At 70.3% G+C, this 23,604-nt stretch carries 18 protein-coding genes; 10 read left to right on the forward strand and 8 right to left on the reverse strand.

Annotated features, from left to right (window positions below; translation table 11 throughout):
• The 3 genes from ACI2L1_RS12810 to ACI2L1_RS12820 are packed head-to-tail and all read right to left on the reverse strand — an operon-like array spanning position 1 to position 3,196.
• On the reverse strand, positions 1-870 hold the full coding sequence (locus ACI2L1_RS12810; protein WP_404739351.1) for a carbohydrate ABC transporter permease: 870 nt from the start codon (positions 868-870) through the stop codon (positions 1-3).
• A complete protein-coding gene (locus ACI2L1_RS12815) occupies positions 867-1,862 on the reverse strand; it encodes a carbohydrate ABC transporter permease (RefSeq protein WP_404739352.1) in 996 nt (331 codons plus the stop codon). Before ACI2L1_RS12815 ends, ACI2L1_RS12810 begins: the two co-directional genes overlap by 4 nt.
• Complete coding sequence (locus tag ACI2L1_RS12820; protein ID WP_404739353.1) at positions 1,859-3,196, reverse strand: ABC transporter substrate-binding protein; 1,338 nt, start codon at positions 3,194-3,196, stop codon at positions 1,859-1,861. The genes ACI2L1_RS12815 and ACI2L1_RS12820 overlap by 4 nt, the downstream gene beginning before the upstream one ends.
• 358 nt (positions 3,197-3,554) lie before the next feature.
• On the opposite strand from ACI2L1_RS12820, the gene ACI2L1_RS12825 reads away from it, so the two are divergent.
• Together ACI2L1_RS12825 and ACI2L1_RS12830 are read left to right on the forward strand one after the other, a co-directional pair.
• Positions 3,555-4,730 carry an arabinogalactan endo-beta-1,4-galactanase gene (locus ACI2L1_RS12825; protein WP_404739354.1) on the forward strand — a complete coding sequence of 392 codons (1,176 nt, stop codon included), beginning with the start codon at positions 3,555-3,557 and terminating at the stop codon, positions 4,728-4,730.
• A gap of 125 nt (positions 4,731-4,855) precedes the next feature.
• Complete coding sequence (locus tag ACI2L1_RS12830; protein WP_404739355.1) at positions 4,856-5,260, forward strand: hypothetical protein; 405 nt, start codon at positions 4,856-4,858, stop codon at positions 5,258-5,260.
• 85 nt (positions 5,261-5,345) lie between these two features.
• Here ACI2L1_RS12830 and ACI2L1_RS12835 read toward each other — a convergent pair whose 3' ends face one another.
• Positions 5,346-6,545 carry an FAD-dependent oxidoreductase gene (locus ACI2L1_RS12835; protein ID WP_404739356.1) on the reverse strand — a complete coding sequence of 400 codons (1,200 nt, stop codon included), beginning with the start codon at positions 6,543-6,545 and terminating at the stop codon, positions 5,346-5,348.
• A 67-nt stretch (positions 6,546-6,612) separates the two neighbouring features.
• Complete coding sequence (locus tag ACI2L1_RS12840) at positions 6,613-7,860, reverse strand: ATP-grasp domain-containing protein (protein ID WP_404739500.1); 1,248 nt, start codon at positions 7,858-7,860, stop codon at positions 6,613-6,615.
• A 248-nt stretch (positions 7,861-8,108) separates the two neighbouring features.
• On the opposite strand from ACI2L1_RS12840, the gene fahA reads away from it, so the two are divergent.
• The 8 genes from fahA to ACI2L1_RS12880 all read left to right on the forward strand — a co-directional run bounded on the left by fahA (position 8,109) and on the right by ACI2L1_RS12880 (position 18,052).
• Positions 8,109-9,341: a fumarylacetoacetase gene (gene fahA / locus ACI2L1_RS12845; RefSeq protein WP_404739357.1), complete on the forward strand. Its 1,233-nt coding sequence runs from the start codon at positions 8,109-8,111 to the stop codon at positions 9,339-9,341.
• A gap of 149 nt (positions 9,342-9,490) precedes the next feature.
• On the forward strand, positions 9,491-10,432 hold the full coding sequence (locus tag ACI2L1_RS12850) for a M56 family metallopeptidase (protein ID WP_404739358.1): 942 nt from the start codon (positions 9,491-9,493) through the stop codon (positions 10,430-10,432).
• Between the two features lie 424 nt (positions 10,433-10,856).
• Positions 10,857-11,642, forward strand: coding sequence for a GntR family transcriptional regulator (locus tag ACI2L1_RS12855; RefSeq protein WP_404739359.1), 786 nt, complete (start codon positions 10,857-10,859; stop codon positions 11,640-11,642).
• A 32-nt stretch (positions 11,643-11,674) separates the two neighbouring features.
• A complete protein-coding gene (locus ACI2L1_RS12860; protein ID WP_018568287.1) occupies positions 11,675-11,902 on the forward strand; it encodes a ferredoxin family protein in 228 nt (75 codons plus the stop codon).
• Between the two features lie 16 nt (positions 11,903-11,918).
• Positions 11,919-13,256: an ABC transporter substrate-binding protein gene (locus tag ACI2L1_RS12865; protein ID WP_404739360.1), complete on the forward strand. Its 1,338-nt coding sequence runs from the start codon at positions 11,919-11,921 to the stop codon at positions 13,254-13,256.
• Positions 13,253-14,149: an ABC transporter permease gene (locus ACI2L1_RS12870; protein ID WP_404739361.1), complete on the forward strand. Its 897-nt coding sequence runs from the start codon at positions 13,253-13,255 to the stop codon at positions 14,147-14,149. The genes ACI2L1_RS12865 and ACI2L1_RS12870 overlap by 4 nt, the downstream gene beginning before the upstream one ends.
• Positions 14,133-14,921, forward strand: a complete 789-nt coding sequence (locus ACI2L1_RS12875) for an ABC transporter ATP-binding protein (RefSeq protein ID WP_404739362.1) — start codon at positions 14,133-14,135, stop codon at positions 14,919-14,921. Before ACI2L1_RS12870 ends, ACI2L1_RS12875 begins: the two co-directional genes overlap by 17 nt.
• Positions 14,922-14,968: 47 nt before the next feature.
• Positions 14,969-18,052: a fumarate reductase/succinate dehydrogenase flavoprotein subunit gene (locus ACI2L1_RS12880; protein WP_404739501.1), complete on the forward strand. Its 3,084-nt coding sequence runs from the start codon at positions 14,969-14,971 to the stop codon at positions 18,050-18,052.
• A 69-nt stretch (positions 18,053-18,121) separates the two neighbouring features.
• Here the strand turns inward: ACI2L1_RS12880 and recQ are convergent, their stop codons facing one another.
• From recQ to ACI2L1_RS12895, 3 genes are all read right to left on the reverse strand, one after another.
• Complete coding sequence (recQ, locus tag ACI2L1_RS12885; RefSeq protein WP_404739502.1) at positions 18,122-20,125, reverse strand: DNA helicase RecQ; 2,004 nt, start codon at positions 20,123-20,125, stop codon at positions 18,122-18,124.
• A gap of 245 nt (positions 20,126-20,370) precedes the next feature.
• Positions 20,371-22,020, reverse strand: coding sequence for an NADH-quinone oxidoreductase subunit NuoN (nuoN, locus tag ACI2L1_RS12890; RefSeq protein ID WP_404739363.1), 1,650 nt, complete (start codon positions 22,018-22,020; stop codon positions 20,371-20,373).
• Positions 22,017-23,603 carry an NADH-quinone oxidoreductase subunit M gene (locus tag ACI2L1_RS12895; RefSeq protein WP_404739364.1) on the reverse strand — a complete coding sequence of 529 codons (1,587 nt, stop codon included), beginning with the start codon at positions 23,601-23,603 and terminating at the stop codon, positions 22,017-22,019. Before ACI2L1_RS12895 ends, nuoN begins: the two co-directional genes overlap by 4 nt.
• Position 23,604 lies beyond the last annotated feature (1 nt).

Below are 23,604 nucleotides of genomic sequence, written 5' to 3' on the forward strand. Positions count from 1 at the left end.
TCAGGCCTTGACCGAGCCGCTCAGCAGGTCCAGGGACCAGAACCGCTGGATCACCAGGAAGAGCGCGATCAGCGGAAGGATCGCCAGCAGACATCCGGTGATGACCAGGGTGTAGAGGGCCGGCTGCGAGGCGCCCTGGGCGAGCAGCGTGTAGAGGCCGAGAGTGATCGGGAACTTCTCGTCGTCGGCGAGCATGACGAAGGGCAGCAGGAAGTTGTTCCAGATCCCCACGAACTGGAAGAGGAACACCGTGATCAGGCCCGGCATCATCATCGGTACGGCGATCCGCGAGAAGATCCTCCACTCGCTCGCGCCGTCCATCCGGGCCGCCTCCATGAGCTCGGCGGGCACCGACGCGGCCGCGTAGATGCGGACCAGGTAGACGCCGTACGGCGACAGGATCGACGGCAGCAGCATCGACCAGTACGAGTCGGCCATGCCCAGCTTCGACAGCAGTAGGTACTGCGGCACGGCGAGCACGATGGACGGCACCAGGACGCCGGCCAGGATCATCTTGAAGATGGCCTCGCGGCCCCGGAAGGCGAACCGGCCGAGCGCGTAGCCGCCGGCGGCGGAGACCGCGGCGGAAAGCAGGGCGCCGAAACCGGCGTAGAAGGCCGAGTTGGCCATCCACCGCCAGAAGATGCCGTCCCTGTAGGCGGTCAGGTCGCTCAGGTTCTGGAAGAAGCCGCTGCCGGGGGCGAGGGTGAAGGTGGAGAAGAGCTCCGACCGGTCCTTGGTCGCCGCGATGACCACCCAGGCGATGGGGATCAGGCAGTACAGCGCGCCGAGGATGAGCACGATCGTGGGCACCCAGGCGGTGCGGCGTGCCTTGCCGGTGGTGTCGGCGGTGAGGGTGAGGGGGGTCATGCCCGGTCCTCCCGGGTGTAGCGGTCGGAGATGCGCAGCAGGGTGAAGGAGAGGACGAACGTGGCCAGGGCCAGGACGACCGCGGTGGCGGAGGCGCCGTAGATGTCGGACTGCAGGAAGGCCTTGTCGTAGATGGCCATGAGGGGGCTCCACGAGCTGGGCAGACCGTTGGTCAGGGGCTTGAGGGCCATCGGCTCGGTGAAGACCTGGAGGGTGGCGATCACCGAGAAGAAGAAGGTGAGCACCAGGGAGGGCATCACGATCGGGATCTTGATCTTCAGGGCGATGTGCAGGTCGGTCGCGCCGTCGATCCGGGCCGCCTCGTAGATGTCCGGCGGGATCGCCCTGAGCGCGGTGTAGATGACGATCATGTTGAAGCCGGTGCCGCCCCAGACCGCGATGTTCGCGAAGGAGAGGTAGAGGTTGCCGCCGTCGAACAGGTCGGGCTGCGGAAGGCCGAACTTGTCGAGCAGGTAGTAGAAGGGGCTGACGTCCGGCAGGTACAGGAAGCCCCACATGAGGGCGGCGATGATGCCCGGCACCGCATACGGCAGGAAGATCATCAGCCGGGCGAAGGGCGCGCTGCGTGCCTTCGGGGTGTCCAGCATCAGCGCGAACAGCAGCGCGAGGCCCAGCATGGTCGGGATGACGATGAGGCCGTAGCCGAAGGCACGCAGGACGCTGTGGCCGAACTCGGAGTCGTTGAGGACGTCGGTGTAGTTGCCGATGCCGTTCCAGACCTGCTGCCGGGCGCCCTTGCCGAGGCCGATGCCCTTGACCTGGACCTTGTGCAGGCTCAGCCAGATCGCGTACCCGATGGGCACGACGGTGAAGGCGGCGAAGAGGGTGAGGGTGGGCACCAGGAACCAGTACGGTGCGCTGCGGCCACGGCGGCGGGGGCGGCTGGGGCGGACGGACTGGGCGGTGCCGGTGCCGTCCGCCAAGGGCCCGACCTCGGTGAGGTCGGAGCCCTTGAGCGGAGCGCTGGTCATGCCTCGGTCACCTCGAAGCCCTGCTTCTTCATGTCGCCGAAGGTCTTCGACTGCATGGTGGCGAGTGCGGAGTCGAACTGGGACTCCTTCTTCGCCTTGGTGGCCTTGCCGAAGGCGTCCTGGAAGGTGGTGTAGGCCGTGTTGACGTTGGGGCCCCAGGCCGCGGTGGCCGTGGTGGCGGCGATGTCGCCGGCCGTGGTGTAGAAGTCCGCCTGGTTCGAGAAGAACTCGGGCGTGGTCAGGACGTCCCCGGACTGGCCCTTCGTGGCGGCCGGGTAGATCGCGACCTCCTTGACCAGGGCGGCCAGCGCCTCCGGGTCGGTGTTCAGCCAGGTCGCGAACTTGGCGGCGGCCTCGGCGTGCTTGGAGTCGGTGGAGACACCGGTGGAGGAACCGCCCCAGCTGCCGGTGACGTTCTCGCCGGACTTCCACTGCGGCAGCGGGGCCATGCGCCACTTGCCCTTGGTGTCGGGCGCGGAGGAGACCAGCACACCGGGCGCCCAGACGGCGGAGACCCAGGCGAGGTGGGTGCCCTTGTTCAGGGCGTTGTTCCAGGCCGGGGTGTACATCGGCTGATTGTCGATGACGCCCTCCTGCACCAGGCCGCCCCAGAACTCGGCGACCTGCTTGGTGGCCGCGTCGTCGATGCCGACGGTCCACTTGCCGGCCGAGTCGACGGTCCACCACTTGCCGCCGGCCTGCTGGGCGAGGCCCGCGAACAGACCGGGGTCGTTGGCGGAGAAGGTGGTCAAGTAGGCGTCCGGGACGGCCTTCTTGGCGGCGCGGGCGGTCTCGGCGAACTCCGTCCAGGTCTTCGGGACGGTGAGGCCGTGCTTCTTGAAGAGGTCCTCGCGGTAGTAGAACATCAGCGGCCCGGCGTCCTGCGGGATCGCGTAGAGCGCGTCGGTACCGAGGGTCACCATGCCCCACAGGCCCTCGGCGAACTGGGACTTGGTGTCACCGGCGTACTTGGTGATGTCGGCCAGGACGTCGTTGGAGACCAGGGTCGGCAGGGACTGGTACTCGACCTGGATGAGGTCGGGGGCGTTGCCGGCCTTCTTCGCGGTGATCAGCTTGGAGACGATCTCGCCGCCGCTGGCCTGCTTGGACACGGTGACCGTGATGTCCGGGTTCTTCTTGTTCCAGATCGCGGCGACCTTCTCCATGTTCGGCGCCCACGACCAGTAGGTCAGCTTGACCGGCCCGCTGTCGCTGTCGCCGGAGTCGTCGTCGGAACCGCCGCAGGCGGCGAGGGTGCTGGTGAGGCCGAGGGCTGCGGCCCCGGCAAGGATGCTGCGCCTGCTGATCTGGCGGCGGTTGATCGACATCTTCATCTCCCCTGACTTGGAACCAGCCGGTCTCGAAACGTCCCGCGTTCGCGGCAACCGCCGTGGGGGGAGGTTCTGCGGACGTGACCGAGAGGCTGTGCGCGAGGACCGCGCGGCTCTGTGATCGTGCACAGTAGAGAATTGTTTCGGCCCCTTGTCAATGGCGGAGGCGTGGGGTTACCTACTTGTTGTTCGCCGCTGACAGGGGCGAGGGGAGCTGTGCACGATCACAGAAAATGAGGGGTTTTCTCGGTCGTACGGTGTTCCAGTGGCTCCCCTCGCCCCCGTTTCCGGCCCTCCCCCGGCCGCCGGACTCACCGCGGCGCCGGTATCGCCGTGACCGTCCGTGAAAGGACCCTTTGACATGCGCAGACGCAGTGTCCTCGCCGCTGCCGGAGCCGCCGCGCTGGCCGCTCCGGTGCTGGGGGCGGCCCAGGCCGTGGCCGCTCCGGGCTCGGTCGTTTCTTCAGGGGCTTCCGGTTCTTCCGGTTCTTCCGGTGCCCGTCGCCTGGAGATCCGGGGCATCGACATCTCCTCGCTGCCGAAGAACGAGGACCACGGAGCGGTGTACCGCACCTCCGACGGCCACCGTCAGGACCCGATCCGCCTCATGGCACAGGCCGGCGTCACCCACGCCCGGCTGAAGGTGTGGGTGAACCCGGTCGACGGCTACAACAACAAGGCGCACATCCTGCCGCTCGCCCGCCGTCTGAAGCGGGCCGGGGTCGGCATCTGGATCGACTTCCACTACTCCGACAGCTGGGCCGACCCGGCGCACCAGACCAAGCCGGCCGCGTGGGCGGACCTGGACGTGGCGGGCCTGACCAGGGCGGTCCACGACCACACGGCGGATGTGCTGGGCGCCCTGCGCAGACAGGGCACCCCGGCTCAACTCGTGCAGATCGGCAACGAGTTGAACGGCGGTCTGCTGTGGCCCGAGGGCAACTGGGAGCACTTCGACGCCATGACCGCATTCCTCCAGGCGGGCCTGAGCGCGGCCAAGGACACCACCCCGCGCGTCCGGACGATCCTGCACCTGGCGAACGGCGGCGACAACGGGCTGTACCGCTGGTGGTTCGACAACATGGTGTCGTACGGCGTCGACTTCGACATCATCGGGCTCTCCTACTACCCGTTCTGGCACGGCCCGATCGCGAACGCGGCCGCCAACATGGCCGACATCACGGCGCGTTACGGCAAGCCGTGCGTGATCGCCGAGACGGCGTACCCGTTCACGCTGGAGAGCGAGGACGACGTCAACGACATCCTGAACGACCCCTCACAGCTGACCGAGGGCTTCCCTGCCACGCCCGCGGGCCAGGCCGCCTGGCTGCGCGCGGTGGCCGACCTCGCGGCCGGGGTACCGGACGGACAGGGGCTCGGCTACTGCTACTGGGAGGGCCTGTGGACCTACCGCGCGGGCAGCGGCTGGGACTCGACGGACCCGTCCTCGGGCAACGCGTGGGAGAACCTGGCCCTGTTCGACTTCCAGGACAGGGCGCTGCCGGGGCTGCGGACGCTGGGGCGGTATCGGTCGTAGTCCCGAGCTGCGGGGTGTAGGGAGCTACACCCCGCATACGCCAGACAGCTCCCTCGTGGCCGCGGCCGGGCGACGGAATCGTGGAGGGCATCGAATCCCGCCCCGAGAAAAGGTTGGCCACAGCCATGCGCAGTCGCCGTAGCCTCACCGTCGTCACCGCCCTGACCGCCGTCGCCCTCACCGCCGTGCTCGTCACCGGCTGCGACCCGGACGACATCGACACCTCCCTGGACTGTGTGTCCAACGCCGACACGATCGCGGACAGCGTCAAGGCCATCCATGAGGCCGGCTGGGACGCGGTGAAGGACCCGTCGAAGGCCGAGGACTCCATCGACACGATCGACAAGAACGTCGACCGGATCAACAAGATCCAGGACAACTCGGACGACAGCGAGGTCGACCAGGCCGTCAAGGACCTCGACAAGGCGATCGAGGACTACAACAAGTCCATCCTCAACGGCGACACCGACCCGGACTCCAGCAGGATCGACGCGGCGGCCGCCAAGCTGAAGGACGTCTGCACATCCTGACGCCGGGGCTGGTCCGGCGGACCAGGCCGGCTGCAAGAGACTGCGCTGGTGGGCCGACGCCGACATGATCCGTCGGACAGGGCCCCTAACCGTGAGCCGCCGCCAAGTGCCGCGCCAGCCTCGGTGAGGCGAACTCCGTGCCGCAGACGAAGCGCATCACCGGACCATAGGAGGCTGCCGCCGGCAGGCCCGTGAAGTACAGGCCCGGTATGGAGGAGACGTATCCGGTCCCCAGCCTGGGCGTGCCGCGGCTGACGGCGAGCGCGGTGCGCAGTTCGTGGCCGAGGAAGTCCATCGCGGCGAGGTCGACGCGGTAGCCGGTGGCCGCGATGACGTGGTCGGCGGAGAGACGGGCCGTATCACCGGCGTGGGTGAGGACGTTCAGGGTCGGGTGACCGTCGGTCGTGTCCGCACTCCGGATACGGTCCACTTCGGTGACCCGCACCTTGCCCTCGAAGCGGTCGCGCAGCCACCACGCGCCGAGGGGGCCGAGGACCCGGCGGACCAGGTAGTGGCGGGTGCGGGCCGGAAGACGGCGGTAGGGGTGCGGGTAGTAGGTCAGGGCCCACAGCGACCAGGCCCGGCCGAAGGGCGACTCGGGGCGCAGCCTCGGCTGCTTCCACGGCGGTGCGCCGAAGGCCACGCTGCCGCGTCCCCGCGCCACCACCCGGACCTGCGCGCCCGCCTCCGCCGCCAGCGCGGCCGTCTCCAGCGCGGACTGGCCGGCGCCGACGACGATCAGTTCCTTGCCGGAGTAGCGGGTGAGGTCGTGCTGCTGGGAACTGTGGGAGACCGGGCCCGTCGGGGTGGGCCCCTCGGGTGCGGCGGCGGCCAGTTCCGGGGGCAGATGGGACAGCCCGGACAGGCCGGTGGCGACGACGACCGCCCGCGCGGTGAACGTCTCCCCCGAGTCGAGTTTCAGTGTGAAGCCGCGCTCGCCGCGGTCCACGGAGACCACCCGCACCCGCTCCAGCTCGGGCACCAGCTTCTGCTGGAACCACTGGCCGTAGGCGATGAAGGTCTCCACGGGGACGATGTCCTCGTCCGTCACCAGCCGGGGTATCCCCGCCTCGTCGCAGTAGTCGACGAGTGTGTGCCCGCGCTGGGGTGCGTCGAGGTTGGAGGCGGCCGGGGTGGACTTGAGAAGCATGCCCGCGGGCATGTGGTCGCGCCAGCTGACCATGGGGTCGCCGAAGACGCGCACGGGTATGCCGCGCGCCCGCAGATGGGCCGCGGTGGACAGGCCGAAGGGCCCGGCGCCGATGACTGCTACCGGATGGATCACGAAGTCCCTCCCCAGGACGTCACTTCGTCACTTCGTGGCCGTGCGGGTGGCGGGTGGTCGGTACTGGCTAGCCACCCGAACGGGTACTGCCACCACGGCGGTTGGTCCGCCACAGCTGGTACAGGTGCTTGGCGCCCGGCCGCACGAAGCGCCCGAGCATGGTGAGGAACGGCAGCGGGTCGTCACCCGCGAGCCAGGCCAGCTCGGTCCCGCTGGGCCGCTTCGGCGCGTGCGGGGTCGTATAGCCGCTGCGTCGGTAGGCGAGAAGGGCGGGCAGGTCGATGTTCTCCACGACATAGCGGTGGCCGGCCCGCTGTTCCCCCTCCGGAACAGCACGCCCTGTGAGATCCAGGTGCATGGCGCGGACGACGTCCACCCCCGACTCGCTCTCGAAGAGCCGGAACTGGGCTCCCATGCGTGGGTTGAAGTCGAGCAGTTTGTACTGACCGTCGCGCCGGTCGAAGCGCAGGTCGAGGTCGATGATGCCGGTGTAGCCGATCTGTTTGATGAAACGCGCGGCGAGGTCCGCGAGTTCCGGGTTGTCGACGACGTACGCGTTCGCTGTCATACCCGCGTGCGGCGGCCAGGAGCGCACCTTGACGCCGGTGAACATGGCCAGCGGGGTGGAGTTGTGGTCGAAGTAGGCGTGCACGATCCAGTCCTCGGCCTCCTCTCGCGGCAGGTACTCCTGGAGGATCACCCCGGGCCGCTCGCCCCAGTCACGGGCGAGGGCGAGCAGCCCTTCACGGGTGGCGATGCGCGTGGTGCCGTTCACAGCGGGCCGCCGACGCCGTACGAACGCCTCGCGATTCTTGGCCACCACCGGGAAGCGGGCCTTCTCGGCGAAGGCCACGATGTCGTCGTACGACTGCGGGAAGGCGGCCTCCGGGCTCGCGATGCCGTGTTCCACGCACAGTTCGTGCAGTCCTTGCTTGCTGGCCAGGCGACGCGGCAGGGCGGGCTCCACGCGCGGGAAGAGGAAGCGGCCGAAGAGGTCGCTCTGGTGTTCGGCGATCAGGACCGCCGCCTCCTCGTCGGTCGGTACGAGGACGGCGGGGCGGCCGATGCGGCGCCCGATCCGGATCAGTCCCTCGACCAGCCGGCCCGGGTCCTCGGTGCCGGTCGTCGGCCAGACGAACGCGCGCGTGAGGTACCGGGAGGCGGCCGCGGGTGTGCAACGGTCCTCAGTTATGGCGTACATGGGCACGCCGAGACGGCCCAGACTGCGGATCGCGCCCACGCCGCCGTGGTGCAGCGGGTAGTCGCCGAACTTGACGATCAAGGCCGGTACGTCTTTGTCGGCCTCGAACGGCACACTGCTCGTACTCCTGGCCACGGTCCCCCCACGCGTCCCCCAGCGGACGCGACCCCACCCATCCCGTCCGTGCCTCGCAAAGGACGCTAAGCCGGAATGGAAGCCTCCGACTATCCCTTAACAGGACATTGCTAACTCTTTAGCCACATTGCTAACCCTTTAGGCACTGCCGCGACAGGCGTCCCAGCCGTAACGTGTGCCGCGACCATCTGCACCGCACGGCATGCGCGAGAGTGAGGCAGTACCCCATGCCCCCCTTCGATGTCCCCCTCGACCTGCCCGAGGGCGACCCCTTCGGTCCGCACAACCTTCCGTACGGAGTCTTCTCCACCACGTCCTCCCGGCGGACCGTCGGCGTCCGGCTCGGCGACCACGTCCTCGACGCGAGCGCGGCCGCGGTCGCCCTCGGCTCTCCGTATGTCTCCCTGCTCGCCCAGCCGTCGCTGGGGCCTTTGCTGGCCGCCGGCCGCACCGCCTGGTCGGACGTCCGGCGGGCGCTGACGGCGTGGGTGACGGTCCCGGCCCACCGTGAGGCGATCGCGGGCTTCTTCCACCCGCTGTCCTCCGTCGAACTCCATCTCCCCTTCGAGGTCGCGGACTACGTCGACTTCTACGCCTCCGAGCACCACGCGCGGAACGTCGGCCAGATCTTCCGTCCCGACGCCGCCGACTCCCTGACCCCCAACTGGAAGCACCTGCCGATCGGTTACCACGGCCGCTCGGGCACGGTGGTGGTGTCGGGGACGGATGTCGTACGGCCTTCAGGGCAGCGTCGTCCCGCTCCGGACGCGGCGCCCGTCTTCGGGCCGTCGGTGCGGCTCGACATCGAGGCCGAGGTGGGCTTCGTGGTCGGGGTGCCCTCGGAAATGGGCCGGCCGGTGGGGCTCGGTGACTTCCGCGAGCACGTCTTCGGGCTGTGCCTGCTCAACGACTGGTCTGCGCGCGACATCCAGGCCTGGGAGTACGTCCCCCTCGGCCCGTTCCTCGGCAAGTCCTTCGCCACGTCGGTGTCGGCGTGGATCACCCCGCTGGACGCGCTGGAGGAGGCACGGGTGGCGCCGCCCTCGCGAACGCACGAGCTGCTGCCGTATCTGGACGACACGTCTTCCGAGGTGGAGCCGGGCGGTTACGACCTGCGGATCTCCGTCGCGATCAACGGTCACGTGGTGTCGGGGCCGCCCTTCTCCTCCATGTACTGGACGGCGGCCCAGCAGTTGGCCCACATGACGGTGAACGGGGCGTCGCTGAGGACCGGTGACCTGTACGGCTCGGGGACGGTGAGCGGGCCCTCCGCGGGCGAGCGGGGGTCACTGCTGGAGCTGACCTGGAACGGGCGGGACGTGCTCGAACTCCCCGACGGGAAGCGGACCTTCCTGGAGGACGGGGACGTGGTGACGCTGTCGGCGTGGGCGCCCGGGCCCGCCGGGGTTCGGGTGGGGCTCGGGGAGGTCGTGGGGCGGGTGGTGCCCGGGGGCGTGTGAGGCGTCCGGAGTCGTCCGAGTCCTGCCGCGGGGCCTCGGGGCACGGCATACTGACGGCGGACGGCATGCGTGGGACGACGCACTGACCGCCCCGCACCGCCTCACCGCACAGCCCCACCCTTTTCCGATCAGGATGCGGAGCCCGTGGCATGACTCTCTGCCTGCTCCTGCTGAGCACCGTCGCCGTGGCGGCCGCCGTGCCGGTGCCGCGCGCGCTCACCCGGGCCGCCTGGCCCGAACGGGAGCCGGTGGTCGGCCTGTGGGTGTGGCAGTGCCTGGTCGCAACCGTCCTGCTGTGCTGCCTCACCGCGCTGGTCCTGGGCGCGGCGGCGGTCTTCCACACGGTCCGCGACCATGTGTTCGCCCCGGCGCCGTCGGCCGTGACCGCGGCGTACGACCTCTCGGCGGCGCCGGTCTGGGCGGTCGTGTCGACCGGGCTGCTGGCGGCCGGAGCCGGGTGGACCACGGCGATGCTGGCCCGTGAGCTGGTCGAGGCCCGCCGTCGCCGCAGCGCCGCCCGTGCTCATCTGCGGGAACGCGCGCCGGATCTGCCCGCCGGGCTGGGGTCGGTGGCGCGCGGTCCGCTGCTCGTCCTGGAGGACGAGTATCCGGACGCCTGGTGGATGCCGGGGAATCCGCCGCAGTTGATCGTGACGACGGGTGCGCTGCACCGGCTCACCGACCATCAGCTGGACGCGGTCCTGACCCATGAGCGCGGGCATGCGCGGGCCCGCCACGACTGGTTGCTCCATCTGTCCACGGCGCTGGCTACGGGGTTTCCGCGGGTGCCGCTGTTCGCCCACTTCTGCGACCAGACCCACCGGTTGGTGGAGCTGGCGGCGGACGACACGGCGTCTCGGCGGTGCGGCCATCTGACGACGGCTTTGGCACTGATCGAGCTGAACCAGCACCGAGGAGTGCTGTCGTGTGCGTCCAGTCATCGGCTGCTGGGTGAGCGGGTGGACCGGTTGCTGGAGCCTCCGCCGCGGTTGCTTCTGCGGCAGCGGGCATTGACCACGGCGATGGCTTCCCTGGTACCTCTGCTGCCCCTGCTGATCGTCTTCGGCCCCGGGCTGTCGGCACTCGCGTAGGACCGTCGATTCTCGGCCGCGTGCCGGTGGGGATCGGTCGTGTTCCGGCTGCGGACCGGTGAGGATCGGTCGTGTTCCGGCTGCGGACCGGTGGGGGCTGGTCGCGCAGTTCCCCGCGCCCCTGGGTAGGTTGCAGCCGCCGCCGACCGAAATGCCGCCGTAGCCGAGGCACCGCCCACCCAAGCAGCGCCGGCCTTCGGTCCGCCGTAGCTGCGGGCAGTCGTGCCGCTGGGGCGGCTCCCGGCCCACAGAAGCGGCACCCCGCCAGCGCCGGTGAGCGAGACCCGCCCCCGGCCCGCACCAGGTGGCACATCTCACCCCACAGCACCAGTAACCGCAGGTCAGCGCCGGATCCGTCACAGCTTCAGGTGGCGCAACAATCCGGCAACACAGCTTTCCCTACCGGATGGGTATGGTTCCAGCCATGCCACCCACCGACCGCATCCGGGACCACGCCGGCCAAGGCGCGACCACCGTCGCAGCCCGCGCCCGGCGCCGGCTGCGCGCCGACCAGGCGAGGCAGCTCGCCGACCTCCTGCGCCATCAGCTCCTCACCGGCGGCTTCGAGAGCGGCACCCTCCCCCACGAGACCACCCTCGCCACCGACTACCGCGCCTCCCGCAACACGGTCCGCCAAGCCCTGGACCTGCTCCGCGCGGAAGGCCTGGTCGAACGCCACCCCGGCGTCGGCACCGTCGTCGTGGGCCGGAAGTACCCCCACGGCCTGGACCGTCTGATGGGCCTCGCGGAGACACTCCGCGAACACGGCACGGTCACCAACGAGGTCCGCACCATGGGCCCCGCCCCCGCCCCGCACCCGGTGGCCCGGCGTCTCCAGGTCACCCCCGGCACCGACGTCCTCTACATCGAACGCCTGCGCCGCCTCAACGGCCTCCCCCTCTCCCTCGACCTCACCTACCTCCCGCTCGACATCGGCACCGCCCTGCTCGGCGCCGACCTGGAGAACACCGACGTCTTCCGCCTCCTGGAGACGATCACCGGCCAGCGCCTCGGCCACGCCGAGATCACCCTGGAGGCCGTGAACGCGGACGCCCACTCCGCCGCCGTACTCGAAGCCCCGCGCGGCGCGGCCGTCCTGATGCTGGAACGCCTCACCCACCTCGCCGACGGCCGCCCCGTCGACCTGGAGTTCATCCGCTTCCGCGGCGACCGCATCACGATGAGCGGCCTGCTGCACCGCTCCCTGTAGAACCCCCTGCTCGCACATTCCTGGAGACAGCCATGCCCTTGGCGCCCCAGCGGGCCGACGTGCCCGTGACCATCGACGAGTCGAAGTGCATCGACGGCTGCACGCTCTGCGTGGACATGTGCCCGCTGGACTCCCTGGCCATCGACACCAGCAGCGGCAAGGCCTACATGCACGTCGACGAGTGCTGGTACTGCGGCCCCTGCGCGGCCCGCTGCCCCACCGGAGCCGTCACGGTCAACATGCCCTATCTGCTCCGGTGAGAGGCCCCGAACTCCCATGAAACACAAACCAGTTGTCGCCGCCATGCTGCTGCTGGCCCCGCTCACGGCCTGCGGCAGCGCCCAGGCCGGTGACGGCTCCACGGTCACCGTCACCGTCGGCTACCAGTCCAAGACCATCAACACCGTCACCGCCGGCACCCTGCTGCGCTCCCTCGGCTACTTCGAGAAACAGCTGAACTCGCTGCACGACGGCAAGACCTACAAGGTCGACTGGCAGGACTACGCCACCGGCGCTCCCATCACCGCGCAGATGACCGCCGGGAAGATCGACATCGGTTCGATGGGCGACTTCCCGCTCCTCATCAACGCGGCACGCGGCACGCAGCTGGGCAAGCCCACCCACCTGGTCTCGGTCACCGGCTACAACCTCCGCGGCGGCCTCAACACGATCGTCACCTCCCCCGGTTCCAAGCTCGCCTCCCTGACGGACCTGCGCGGCAAGAAGGTCTCCACGAGCGTCGGCTCCGCCGCCGACGGCACCCTCGTACGGGCCCTGCAGCGCGCCGGCATCGACCCCGACAAGGGCATCGAGAAGCTCAACCAGCAGCCCGCGGTGGGTACTTCGGCCCTGTCGGCGGGCAGCGCGGACGCGCTCTCCCAGTTCGTCGCCTGGCCCGGCCTGCTCGCCCATCAGGGCAAAGCGAAGGCGCTGTACGACGGTGCCGAGCTCAACCTGCCCACCTTCCACGGCGTCACCGCCCGCGAGGACTTCGCCCAGCAGCGACCGACGGTCCTGGAGGCGTTTCTGAAGGCCCAGGCCGAAGCCACGGACTACCTCAACGCCCACCCGGTCGCCGCCGCCGAGTCCGTCGCGAAAGCCACCGGACTGCCCGCCGAGGTCGTCTACCTCTACAACGGCGCCCACGGCATCGCCACCTTCGACACGGCGATCAAGCCCCAGCTGGTCTCCGCGCTGAAGCAGGACGTCTCGGTCCTGAAGTCGGCCAAGCTGACCGGGGACATCGACGTGGACTCCTTCGTCGACGACCAGTACGTCAAGAAGGCCCTGGGGTCCGACTACGCCAAGCGGCTCGCCGCTGCTCCCGCCGCCGCGGCGAGCGAGGTGTGGCCCAAGGGCGCCTCCGAGACCAAGAGCTTCAAGGCACCTGCCGAGCTGCTGAGTTACGTCTCCGCGCACAAGGACGGCGTCCGCGCCGCCTACGTCCCCGACGCCACCACCGGCACCCTCTGGTTCGCCGACAAGGCGGTCTGGGTCGCCGACGGCGGCCAACTCCTGCCCTTCGTCGCCCCGGAGACCGCCCAGGCGTACGTCTCCGCGCACGGCGGCGCCCGTGTCATCACGTACGCCAACGCTCTGGAGCGGGCGTCGTGAGCCGACCCCTGCCGAAAGCCGGCCGGTATGCGCTGAGAGCGGCCTCGCTGTCGGTCGCCCTCGGCCTCTGGCAGCTGCTGACCAGCCTGAACATCGACCTGTGGCTGCGCTTCTCGCAGTTCCCCACGGTCGCCGACGTGGCCCGCGCCTTCGCCGACCGGGTGTCCGGCCCCGACTACTGGACGGACCTCACCGACAGCGTCACCCGCATCCTCACCGGCTTCCTGCTCGCCGCGGTGCTCGGCGTGGCGACGGGCGTGCTCGTGGCGCGCTCCCGCCTCGCCGAGGACCTTCTCGGTCCGGTCCTGGAGGTCGTCCGCCCGATCCCCGCGATCGCCCTGGTCCCCGTCGCGATCCTCCTGTTCCCCTCCAACGAGCAGGGCATCGTCTTCATCACCTGCACCGCCGCCTTCTTCCCCGTGCTGGTCTCCACCCGGCACGCGGTCCGCGCGCTCACCCCCGTGTGGGAGGAAGCGGTACGGACGATGGGCGGCGGCCGGTGGCGGATCCTTGCCTCGGTCGTCCTGCCGGGCGCGCTCCCGGGCATCTTCGGCGGCCTCTCGGTCGGCATCGGCGTCTCCTGGATCTGTGTGATCTCCGCCGAGATGATCTCCGGCCAGTACGGCGTCGGCTACCGCACCTGGCAGGACTACACCGTCGTCAACTACGCGGGCGTCTTCGTCGGCATGGTCACCATCGGCGTCCTCGGCTGGCTCACGTCGACGGCCGTGGAACTGCTGGGGCGTCGGCTGACCCACTGGCTGCCACGGACGTCGTACGTCACCGGTGCCCGACCCAGGACTCCGCGCGCCACCGCCCCGCTGTCGCCCACGTCCCTGCGCGAGGGACCCGAATCCGAGGCCGCGGAGGCACGCGATGAGCACCTCGTCTGACACCGTCGTCGATACGGCGGCCCAGGCACCGCCCGCCGCACGCGGCACCCGCCTCACCCTGCGCGACGCCACCCTCGGCCGCCCCGGCGCCCCCGTCGTGACCGGCGTCGACCTGGACATCGCCCCCGGCGAGATCCTCACCGTCGTCGGCTCCTCCGGCTGCGGCAAGTCGACGCTGCTGCGCACCCTGGCCGGCCTCCTCCCCCTGCTCTCCGGCGAGGTCTCCCAGGACGGCCGCCCGCTCGCCGGCCCCGGCGCCGAACGGGCCCTGGTCTTCCAGGAGGACGCCCTCCTGCCCTGGCGCACCCTGCGCGCCAACATCGAACTCCCGCTGGCCATCAAGGGGTTGCCGCGCACCGAACGGCGCACCCAGGCCGAGTCCTGGCTGGACCGGGTCGGACTCGCCGACCGCGCCTGGCAGTTGCCGCACCGCGTCTCCGGCGGGCAGCGCCAGCGCGCCCAGCTGGCCCGCGCCCTCGCCGGACACCCCCGCGCCGTCCTCATGGACGAACCCTTCGGCGCCCTCGACGCCCAGACCCGCGCCGGCATGCAGGACCTGCTGGTGGAGGTGTTGCACGGCACGGGCGCGACCGTCGTCTTCGTGACCCACGACGTGGACGAGGCCCTGTTCCTCGGCGACCGGGTGGCCCTCCTCGGAGGCGGCCGCCTGACCGCCGTACGCGACATCCCGCGCCCGCGCGACCGTACGGCGCATGACGATCCCGCGCGCGTGGCGCTGCGGCGCGACGTCCTCTCCTCACTCGGCACGTGACTCGACACCTGACTCGGTACGTGACCCGGAACGTGAAAGGCACCCTGGTGGACACCCCCTTGCAGATCCCCGCCCTCAGCGAGGCAGAGGAGCTCACCTGTGACGTCCTCGTCGTCGGCGGTGGCACCGCCGGCACCATGGCGGCCCTTACCGCGGCCGAGCACGGCGCCGACGTCATCCTGCTGGAGAAGGCGCATGTCCGGCACTCCGGCGCGCTCGCCATGGGCATGGACGGCGTCAACAACGCGGTCATCCCCGGCCGCGCCGAGCCCGACGACTACGTCGCCGAGATCACCCGCGCCAACGACGGCATCGTCGACCAGTCCACCGTCCGCCAGACCGCCATCCGCGGCTTCGGCATGGTGCAGCGACTGGAGTCGTACGGCGTGAAGTTCGAGAAGGACGAGCACGGCGACTACGCGGTCCGCCAGGTCCACCGCTCCGGCTCCTATGTGCTGCCGATGCCGGAGGGCAAGGACGTCAAGAAGGTCCTGTACCGGCAGCTGCGGCGGCGCGAGATGCGGGAGAGGATCCGCATCGAGAACCGGGTGATGCCGGTGCGGGTGCTCACCGCTCCCGAGGACGGACGGGCCGTGGGGGCGGTCGGCTTCAACACCCGCACGGGCGGCTTCGTCACGGTCCGCGCGGGCGCGGTGATCCTGGCGACCGGCGCCTGCGGCCGCCTGGGCCTGCCCGCCTCCGGCTACCTGTACGGCACCTACGAGAACCCGACCAACGCGGGCGACGGCTACGCCATGGCCTACCACGCGGGCGCCGAACTCACCGGCATCGAGTGCTTCCAGATCAACCCGCTGATCAAGGACTACAACGGCCCCGCCTGCGCCTACGTCGCCAACCCCTTCGGCGGCTACCAGGTCAACCGGCACGGCGAACGCTTCGTCGACTCCGACTACTGGTCCGGCCAGATGATGGCCGAGTTCGCGGCGGAGGTCGCCTCCGACCGGGGGCCGGTGTACCTGAAGCTGAGCCACCTCCCCGAGGAGTCGATCTCGTCGCTTGAGTCGATCCTGCACTCCACGGAACGGCCCACCCGAGGGACGTTCCACGAGGGCCGCGGCCACGACTACCGCACCCACGACATCGAGATGCACATCTCCGAGATAGGCCTGTGCGGCGGCCATTCGGCCTCCGGCGTCCGCGTCGACGACCACGCCCGCACCACCGTGCCCCGCCTGTACGCCGCCGGCGACCTGGCCTGCGTCCCGCACAACTACATGATCGGCGCGTTCGTCTTCGGCGACCTCGCGGGCGCGGACGCCTCCCAGTACGCGCCGTACGAAGGGGAATTGCCGCCCGACCAGCTCCGCGAGGCGCACGAACTGATCTACCGCCCGCTGCGCAACCCGGACGGCCCGCCGCAGCCCCAGGTCGAGTACAAGCTCCGCCGCTTCGTGAACGACTACGTGGCACCGCCGAAGTCCGGCGCCCGTCTCTCGCTGGCCCTGGAGTCCTTCGAGCGGATGCATGCCGACATCGCCGCGATGGGTGCCCGCACCCCGCACGAACTGATGCGCTGTGCCGAGGTCTCCTTCATCCGCGACTGCGCGGAGATGGCCGCGCGTGCCTCCCTGGCCCGTACGGAGTCCCGCTGGGGCCTGTACCACGACCGCCTCGACCACCCCCATCGCGACGACACCTCCTGGTTCCACCATCTCGACCTGCACAAGTCCTCCTCCGGTGCGATGGAGTTCACGGCCCGTCCCGTGGCTCCCTATCTGGTCCCGATCGACGAGTTCACGCCGGTCGGCGGTCCCTCCCGACACCTCGGCGAGGTGCATCCGGAGGATGTGGCGACGGCGGGGGCGCGGGATCGGGCGCCGGTTGCCGTGGCGGCGGGGGCCGGGGGCCCGACGGGAACATCCGGGAACCCGGCCGACAGCGAGACCGTCGGGTGGGTCGAGGCAGGGCGTGGCGTTGGGGGCGTGGGCGGTGCGACCGGTGTGGTCGGGGCGGTCAGTGTGGACGGGGCGGTCGGGGCGGTCGGGGCGGTCGGTGTCGGTGCCGGAGGTGTAGCCGGAGGTGTAGCCGGAGGTGTAGCCGGTGCCGGAGGTGTAGCCGGCATCGGAGGCACCGGTGCCGAGGCGGCAGCGGGTGTCGGCGGCGGTGCCGGGCAGGGCTTCCTCGACGCCCCGCCTCCTCACAGCGCCGACGCCCGCCCGACCGTCCGCCCGACCGCCGAGCAGACTTCCGCCCGCCTCCTCGAACTCGTCGCCCTCGCCGAAGAGGAGCCCGAACTCGAAGCCCTGCGGCCCTACTTGGCCGACCCCGCGCCCGCCGTCCGGCGCGAGGCCGTCGCCGTACTGACCGAGACCCTGCCTCCGGGCACCGGCCCCGCCCTCGCCGAGGCGCTGCGCGACCCGGCCGCCGAGGTCAGGGCCGGCGCGGCCGCGTCCCTGCGCGAACTCGTGGAGACCCTGCCGCCCGAACCGGCCCTGCGCGACAGCCTCGCCGCTGCCCTCGCCGAGCCCGACCCGGTCGTCCGTGCGGCCTCCCTGGACGTTCTGCGCGCGCTGCGCCTCGGTGACGCGGAGCTGTTCGCCAGGTCCCTGACCGACGAGGACATCCCCGTCCGCATCGAGGCCGTCCGTGCCCTCGTCTCGGTCGACGCCGCCACCGAACTGGCCCACGCGGCGCTCACCGACCCCTCCCGTGAGGTCCGCGTGACCCTCGCGAAGGCGCTGGCGACGGTGTCGGCGGAACGCCCGCTCGGTGTCGTCCTCGATGCCTTGGACCAGCTCACCGACGATCCCGACGCCCTTGTACAGGGCGCCGCCTACGGAGCGCTGGCCACCACCGGGTGCCCCGCGCCGCTCACCGCCCGCGCCGTCGCCGCCCTGTCGGCCGCCGCCTGGCAGGTCAGGTCGGGCGCCGCGACCGCGCTGGCCGCGGCGGAGCCGGACGTGGCCGTCCCCGCTCTGGCCAAGGCACTCGCCGACCCGAACGCCGACGTCCGCAAGGCCGCCGTGCTGGCCCTGACCCGGCACCCGGATTCCGAGGACGCCCGCGCGGCCCTGGCCACGGCGACGACGGACTCGGACGCGGATGTCAGGGCGTACGCGGCGAGGGGTCTGCAGAACCCCGTGCGGGACCCGGTGCGGGACCCGTCGTAGAGACCCCCCGCATCACCCGGTCGGGACGATCCTCGTGTCGTCCCGGCCCTCCACATCCAGTCATCCGGTCTATATCCAGTCCTCCGGCTCCGGCTCCGCGTCCCTCTCGGGCCAGTGGTCCGCGCCCGGATCCGCTTCGCCCGCCCGACTCGGTGCCGTCGTGGCCGCACCCCCGTCACCCAGCCCCGCGAGCACCCCGATCACACCCTCCCCGTACGTCGCGAGCTTCTTCTCGCCGATCCCGCCGATGCTCCCGAGCTGGGGCACCGAGGTGGGCCATACCGTGACGATCTCCCTGAGCGTGGCGTCGTGGAAGATGACGTACGCCGGGACACCCTGCTCACGGGCCTGCTCGGCACGCCAGGCCCGCAGTGCCTCGAATGCCGGCAGCAGTGCCTCGGGCAGCTCGGCCACCACGGCCTTGGCCTTGCCCCGCCCGGACGAGGACGAGGAGCCCGACTTGGAGCTCGCGGGCTTCTTCGGCTCCTTGCGCAGCGGCACCTCCCGCTCCCGCCGCAGCACCGCTCCGCTCGCCTCGGTCAGCACCAGCGTGCCGTACTCCCCTTCGACCGCCAGCAGCCCCTGCGCCAGCAACTGCCTTACCACGCCCCGCCATTCGCCCTCGGAGAGCTCCTCGCCGATGCCGAACACGGACAGCTGGTCGTGGTCGAACTGGATGACCTTGCCGGTGCGCTTGCCGAGCAGGATGTCGACGATCTGCACCGCGCCGAACTTCTGCCCCCGCTCCCGCTGCAACCGCACCACCGTCGACAGCACCTTCTGGGCCGCCACGGTGCCGTCGATGGTCTCCGGCGGGGTCAGGCAGGTGTCGCAGTTGCCGCAGCCCGTCGGGTCCGGTTCCTGACCGAAGTAGTTCAGGAGCTGCCCGCGCCGGCACCGCGCGGTCTCGCACAGAGCCAGCATCGAGTCGAGGTGGGAGGCGGCCCGACGCCGGAACGCCTCGTCACCCTCGCCCGACTGGATCAGCTTGCGCTGCTGTATGACGTCGTTCAGGCCGTAGGCCATCCAGGCCGTGGACGCCAGTCCGTCGCGTCCCGCGCGGCCGGTCTCCTGGTAGTAGCCCTCGACCGACTTGGGCAGGTCGAGGTGGGCGACGAAGCGGACGTCCGGCTTGTCGATGCCCATGCCGAAGGCGATGGTCGCCACCACGACCAGGCCGTCCTCGCGCAGGAAGCGGGACTGGTGGGCGGCACGGGTTCCCGCGTCGAGCCCCGCGTGGTACGGCACCGCCTCGATGCCGTTGCGCGAGAGGAACTCGGCCGTCGTGTCCACCGACTTGCGCGAGAGGCAGTACACGATGCCCGCGTCGCCCGAGTGCTCCTCGCGCAGGAAGGTGAGCAGCTGCTTCTTGGGGTCGGCCTTCGGCACGATCCGGTACTGGATGTTGGGCCGGTCGAAGCTCGCCACGAAGTGCCGGGCCGTCGGCATGTTCAGCCGCTGGGTGATCTCCTCGTGCGTGGCACGCGTGGCTGTCGCGGTGAGCGCGATCCTCGGGACGTCGGGCCAGCGCTGACCCAACACGGACAGCGTCAGATAGTCGGGCCGGAAGTCGTGGCCCCACTGGGAGACACAGTGCGCCTCGTCGATGGCAAACACGGCGATCTTGCCGCGCGAGAGCAGGTCCTGCATGGCGTCGAGCCGCAGCCGCTCCGGCGCGAGGTAGAGCAGGTCCAGCTCTCCCGCCAGGAACTCGGCCTCCACCACTCGCCGCTCGTCGAAGCCCTGCGTGGAGTTCATGAACCCGGCGCGCACGCCGAGCGCCCTGAGCGCGTCCACCTGGTCCTGCATCAGCGCGATGAGGGGTGAGACGACGATGCCCGTGCCGGGCCTGACCAGGGACGGAATCTGGTAGCACAGCGACTTGCCGCCGCCGGTCGGCATGAGGACGACGGCGTCCCCGCCGGCCACCACATGCTCGATGATCTCTTCCTGTTCGCCGCGGAAGGCGTCGTATCCGAAGACCCGGTGCAGCGTGGCCAGTGCCTCGCTGTCGCTCGCGCCCGGTGTCCCGGTGATCCCTGGCATCTCGCTGATACCGCCCATCCCGCCCATAGTCCCGTCCCCCGTACGTCGTCCTTCGACCACTGCGTCCACGATAGGGGCCGCGACTGACAGCGTCGGAGTTATCCACAGGCCGGGCCGGTGACATTCCGTGGTCATTCGATCAACCGACGTCACCCGGCGCAAGGGGCCAACCCGACGGTGACGTGTCCGACACCCTGACCGCACGCGTCGGGCCCCGGCTCCCTCGTAGGGAGCCGGGGCCCGACGCGTGCGAAAGGCGCAGGCGCCGCAGGTCAGCGCACGAACACTCCCGCCTGGTTCGCCAGGTCGAGGAAGTACTGCGGCGCCACGCCGAGCACCAGCGTGACCGCCACGCCGACCCCGATCGCCGTCATCGTCAGCGGCGACGGCACGGCGACCGTCGGCCCCTCCGGGCGCGGCTCGCTGAAGAACATCAGCACGATCACGCGGATGTAGAAGAACGCGGCGATCGCCGACGAGATCACACCGACCACGACGAGAGGTGCCGCGCCCCCCTCCGCCGCCGCCTTGAACACGGCGAACTTCCCGGCGAAGCCGGAGGTCAGCGGGATTCCGGCGAAAGCCAGCAGGAACACCGCGAACACGGCGGCCACCAGCGGCGAACGACGACCCAGGCCCGCCCACTTGGACAGGTGCGTCGCCTCACCACCGGCGTCGCGTACGAGGGTCACCACCGCGAACGCGCCGATCGTCACGAACGAGTACGCGGCCAGGTAGAAGAGGACCGACGAGACCCCGTCCGGTGTGGTCGCGATGACACCCGCGAGGATGAATCCCGCGTGCGCGATCGACGAGTACGCCAGCAGCCGCTTGATGTCGGTCTGCGTGATCGCCACGATCGCACCGCCGAGCATGGTGACGATCGCGACGGCCCACATGACCGGCCGCCAGTCCCAGCGCAGGCCCGGCAGCACGACGTACAGGAGGCGCAGCAGCGCGCCGAAGGCGGCCACCTTGGTCGCCGCCGCCATGAAGCCGGTGACCGGGGTGGGCGCGCCCTGGTAGACGTCCGGCGTCCACATGTGGAACGGGACGGCGCCGACCTTGAACAGCAGGCCCATGACGATCATCGCGGCGCCGATCAGCAGCAGCGCGTCGTTGCCCATGGTGTCCACGAGCGCCGGGTCCACGGTGGTGATGGTGCCGTCGACGACCTGCGCGATCGTGCCGTACGACACCGAGCCCGCGTAGCCGTACAGCAGCGCGATACCGAACAGGGTGAACGCGGAGGCGAACGCCCCGAGCAGGAAGTACTTGACCGCGGCTTCCTGCGACATGAGCCGCTTGCGGCGGGCCAGCGCGCACAGCAGGTACAGCGGTAGGGAGAAGACCTCCAGGGCCACGAACAGCGTCAGCAGATCGTTGGCGGCCGGGAAGATCAGCATGCCGGCGACGGCGAAGAGCAGCAGCGGGAACACCTCGGTGGTGGTGAACCCGGCCTTCACGGCCGCCTTCTCGCTGTCACTGCCCGGCACGGAGGCGGCCTGTGCGGCGAACGAGTCGACGCGGTTGCCGTGCGTCTCGGGGTCGAGCCGCCGTTCGGCGAAGGTGAACAGGCCCACCAGGCCCGCCAGCAGGATCGTGCCCTGCAGGAACAGGGCCGGTCCGTCGACGGCGATCGCGCCCATGGCCGCGATGCCCGCCTTCGTCGTGGCGTACCCGTCGGCGGCGAGTGCCACGACCGCCGCGAAGGCGGCACACAGCGCCACGACGGACACGAACAGCTGGGCGTAATAACGGGACTTGCGCGGGACGAACGCCTCGACCAGCACTCCGATGATCGCCGCGCCCACGACGATCAGGGTGGGCGACAATTGCCCGTATTCGATCTTCGGCGCGTCGATCTTCGAGATCGGGTCGGCCGCGGTTGTCCACAGGCTGTGGACGGCTACTGCGCTCACTTGGCCGCCTCCACCTCGGGCTTGGGGTCCTTCTTGTGTACGTCGGACATGGTCGACTTCACCGCCGGGTTGACGATGTCCGTGACGGGCTTCGGGTAGACGCCCAGGAAGATCAGCAGCACGATCAGCGGGGCGACGACCACGAGTTCACGCGCGCGTAGATCGGGCATCGCGGAGACCTCCGGCTTCACCGGGCCCGTCATCGTCCGCTGGTAGAGGACGAGGGTGTAGAGCGCGGCGAGCACGATGCCGAAGGTCGCGATGATGCCGATCGCCGGGTAGCGCGCGAACGTGCCCACCAGGACCAGGAATTCACTGACGAAGGGCGCGAGTCCCGGCAGCGAGAGCGTCGCCAGGCCGCCGATCAGGAAGGTGCCGGCGAGCACCGGGGCGACCTTCTGGACCCCGCCGTAGTCGGCGATGAGCCGCGAGCCGCGCCGCGAGATCAGGAAGCCGGCCACCAGCATCAGCGCGGCCGTGGAGATCCCGTGGTTGACCATGTAGAGCGTCGCTCCGGACTGGCCCTGGCTGGTCATCGCGAAGATGCCCATGATGATGAAGCCGAAGTGCGAGATCGACGCGTACGCCACCAGCCGCTTGATGTCCCGTTGGCCGACCGCGAGCAGCGCCCCGTAGATGATGCTGATCACCGCCAGGACGAGGATCGCGGGTGTCGCCCACTTGCTCGCCTCCGGGAAGAGCTGGAGGCAGAAGCGGAGCATCGCGAAGGTGCCCACCTTGTCGACGACCGCCGTGATGAGCACGGCGACCGGTGCGGTGGCCTCCCCCATCGCGTTGGGCAGCCAGGTGTGCAGCGGCCACAGGGGTGCCTTCACCGCGAAGGCGAAGAAGAACCCGAGGAACAGCCAGCGTTCGGTGTTGGTCGCCATGTCGAGCGAGCCGTTGGCCCGCGCCTCGGCGATCTCGGTGAGGCTGAAGTTCCCGGCGACCACGTAGAGGCCGATCACCGCGGCCAGCATGATCAGGCCGCCGACCAGGTTGTAGAGAAGAAACTTCACGGCGGCGTACGAGCGTTGGGCCGCCGCGTTCTCGTCGGTGCCCGCGTGGGCACGGTCCCCGAAGCCGCCGATGAGGAAGTACATCGGGATGAGCATGGCTTCGAAGAAGATGTAAAAGAGGAAGACGTCCGTGGCCTCGAAGGAGATGATCACCATCGCCTCGACGCCGAGGATCAGGGCGAAGAAGCCCTGCGTCGGCCGCCACCGCCTGCTTCCGGTCTCCAGCGGGTCGGCGTCGTGCCAGCCGGCCAGGACGATGAACGGGATCAGCAGCGCCGTCAGCGCGATGAGCGCGACCGCGATGCCGTCCACGCCCAGTTCGTAGCGGACCCCGAAGTCCGCGATCCAGGCGTGGGATTCGGTGAGCTGGTAGCGGTCGCCGTCGGGGTCGAAGCGGACCAGGACGGTGATCGCGAGGGCGAGTGTGGCGAGCGAGACGAGCAGCGCCAGCCATTTGGCGGCGGTTCGCCGCGCGGCCGGTACGGCGGCCGTGGCGATCGCCCCGATCGCCGGGAGCGCCGCCGTCGCTGTCAGCAGAGGAAAGACTGTGCTCGATTCAGACATT

The organism is Streptomyces sp. NPDC019531, from assembly GCF_044903305.1.
Lineage (GTDB): Bacteria > Actinomycetota > Actinomycetes > Streptomycetales > Streptomycetaceae > Streptomyces.

Bases quoted from the DNA above. Each gene is read 5' to 3' on its own strand.
- ACI2L1_RS12830 (WP_404739355.1), top strand. From the start codon at position 4,856: ATGCGCAGTCGCCGTAGCCTCACCGTCGTCACCGCCCTGACCGCCGTC.
- ACI2L1_RS12810 (WP_404739351.1), bottom strand. From the start codon at position 870: ATGACCCCCCTCACCCTCACCGCCGACACCACCGGCAAGGCACGCCGC.
- ACI2L1_RS12875 (WP_404739362.1), top strand. From the start codon at position 14,133: ATGAGCACCTCGTCTGACACCGTCGTCGATACGGCGGCCCAGGCACCG.
- recQ (WP_404739502.1), bottom strand. From the start codon at position 20,125: ATGGGCGGGATGGGCGGTATCAGCGAGATGCCAGGGATCACCGGGACA.
- ACI2L1_RS12815 (WP_404739352.1), bottom strand. From the start codon at position 1,862: ATGACCAGCGCTCCGCTCAAGGGCTCCGACCTCACCGAGGTCGGGCCC.
- ACI2L1_RS12850 (WP_404739358.1), top strand. From the start codon at position 9,491: ATGACTCTCTGCCTGCTCCTGCTGAGCACCGTCGCCGTGGCGGCCGCC.
- ACI2L1_RS12820 (WP_404739353.1), bottom strand. From the start codon at position 3,196: ATGAAGATGTCGATCAACCGCCGCCAGATCAGCAGGCGCAGCATCCTT.
- ACI2L1_RS12855 (WP_404739359.1), top strand. From the start codon at position 10,857: ATGCCACCCACCGACCGCATCCGGGACCACGCCGGCCAAGGCGCGACC.
- ACI2L1_RS12895 (WP_404739364.1), bottom strand. From the start codon at position 23,603: ATGTCTGAATCGAGCACAGTCTTTCCTCTGCTGACAGCGACGGCGGCG.
- ACI2L1_RS12825 (WP_404739354.1), top strand. From the start codon at position 3,555: ATGCGCAGACGCAGTGTCCTCGCCGCTGCCGGAGCCGCCGCGCTGGCC.
- fahA (WP_404739357.1), top strand. From the start codon at position 8,109: ATGCCCCCCTTCGATGTCCCCCTCGACCTGCCCGAGGGCGACCCCTTC.
- ACI2L1_RS12865 (WP_404739360.1), top strand. From the start codon at position 11,919: ATGAAACACAAACCAGTTGTCGCCGCCATGCTGCTGCTGGCCCCGCTC.
- ACI2L1_RS12860 (WP_018568287.1), top strand. From the start codon at position 11,675: ATGCCCTTGGCGCCCCAGCGGGCCGACGTGCCCGTGACCATCGACGAG.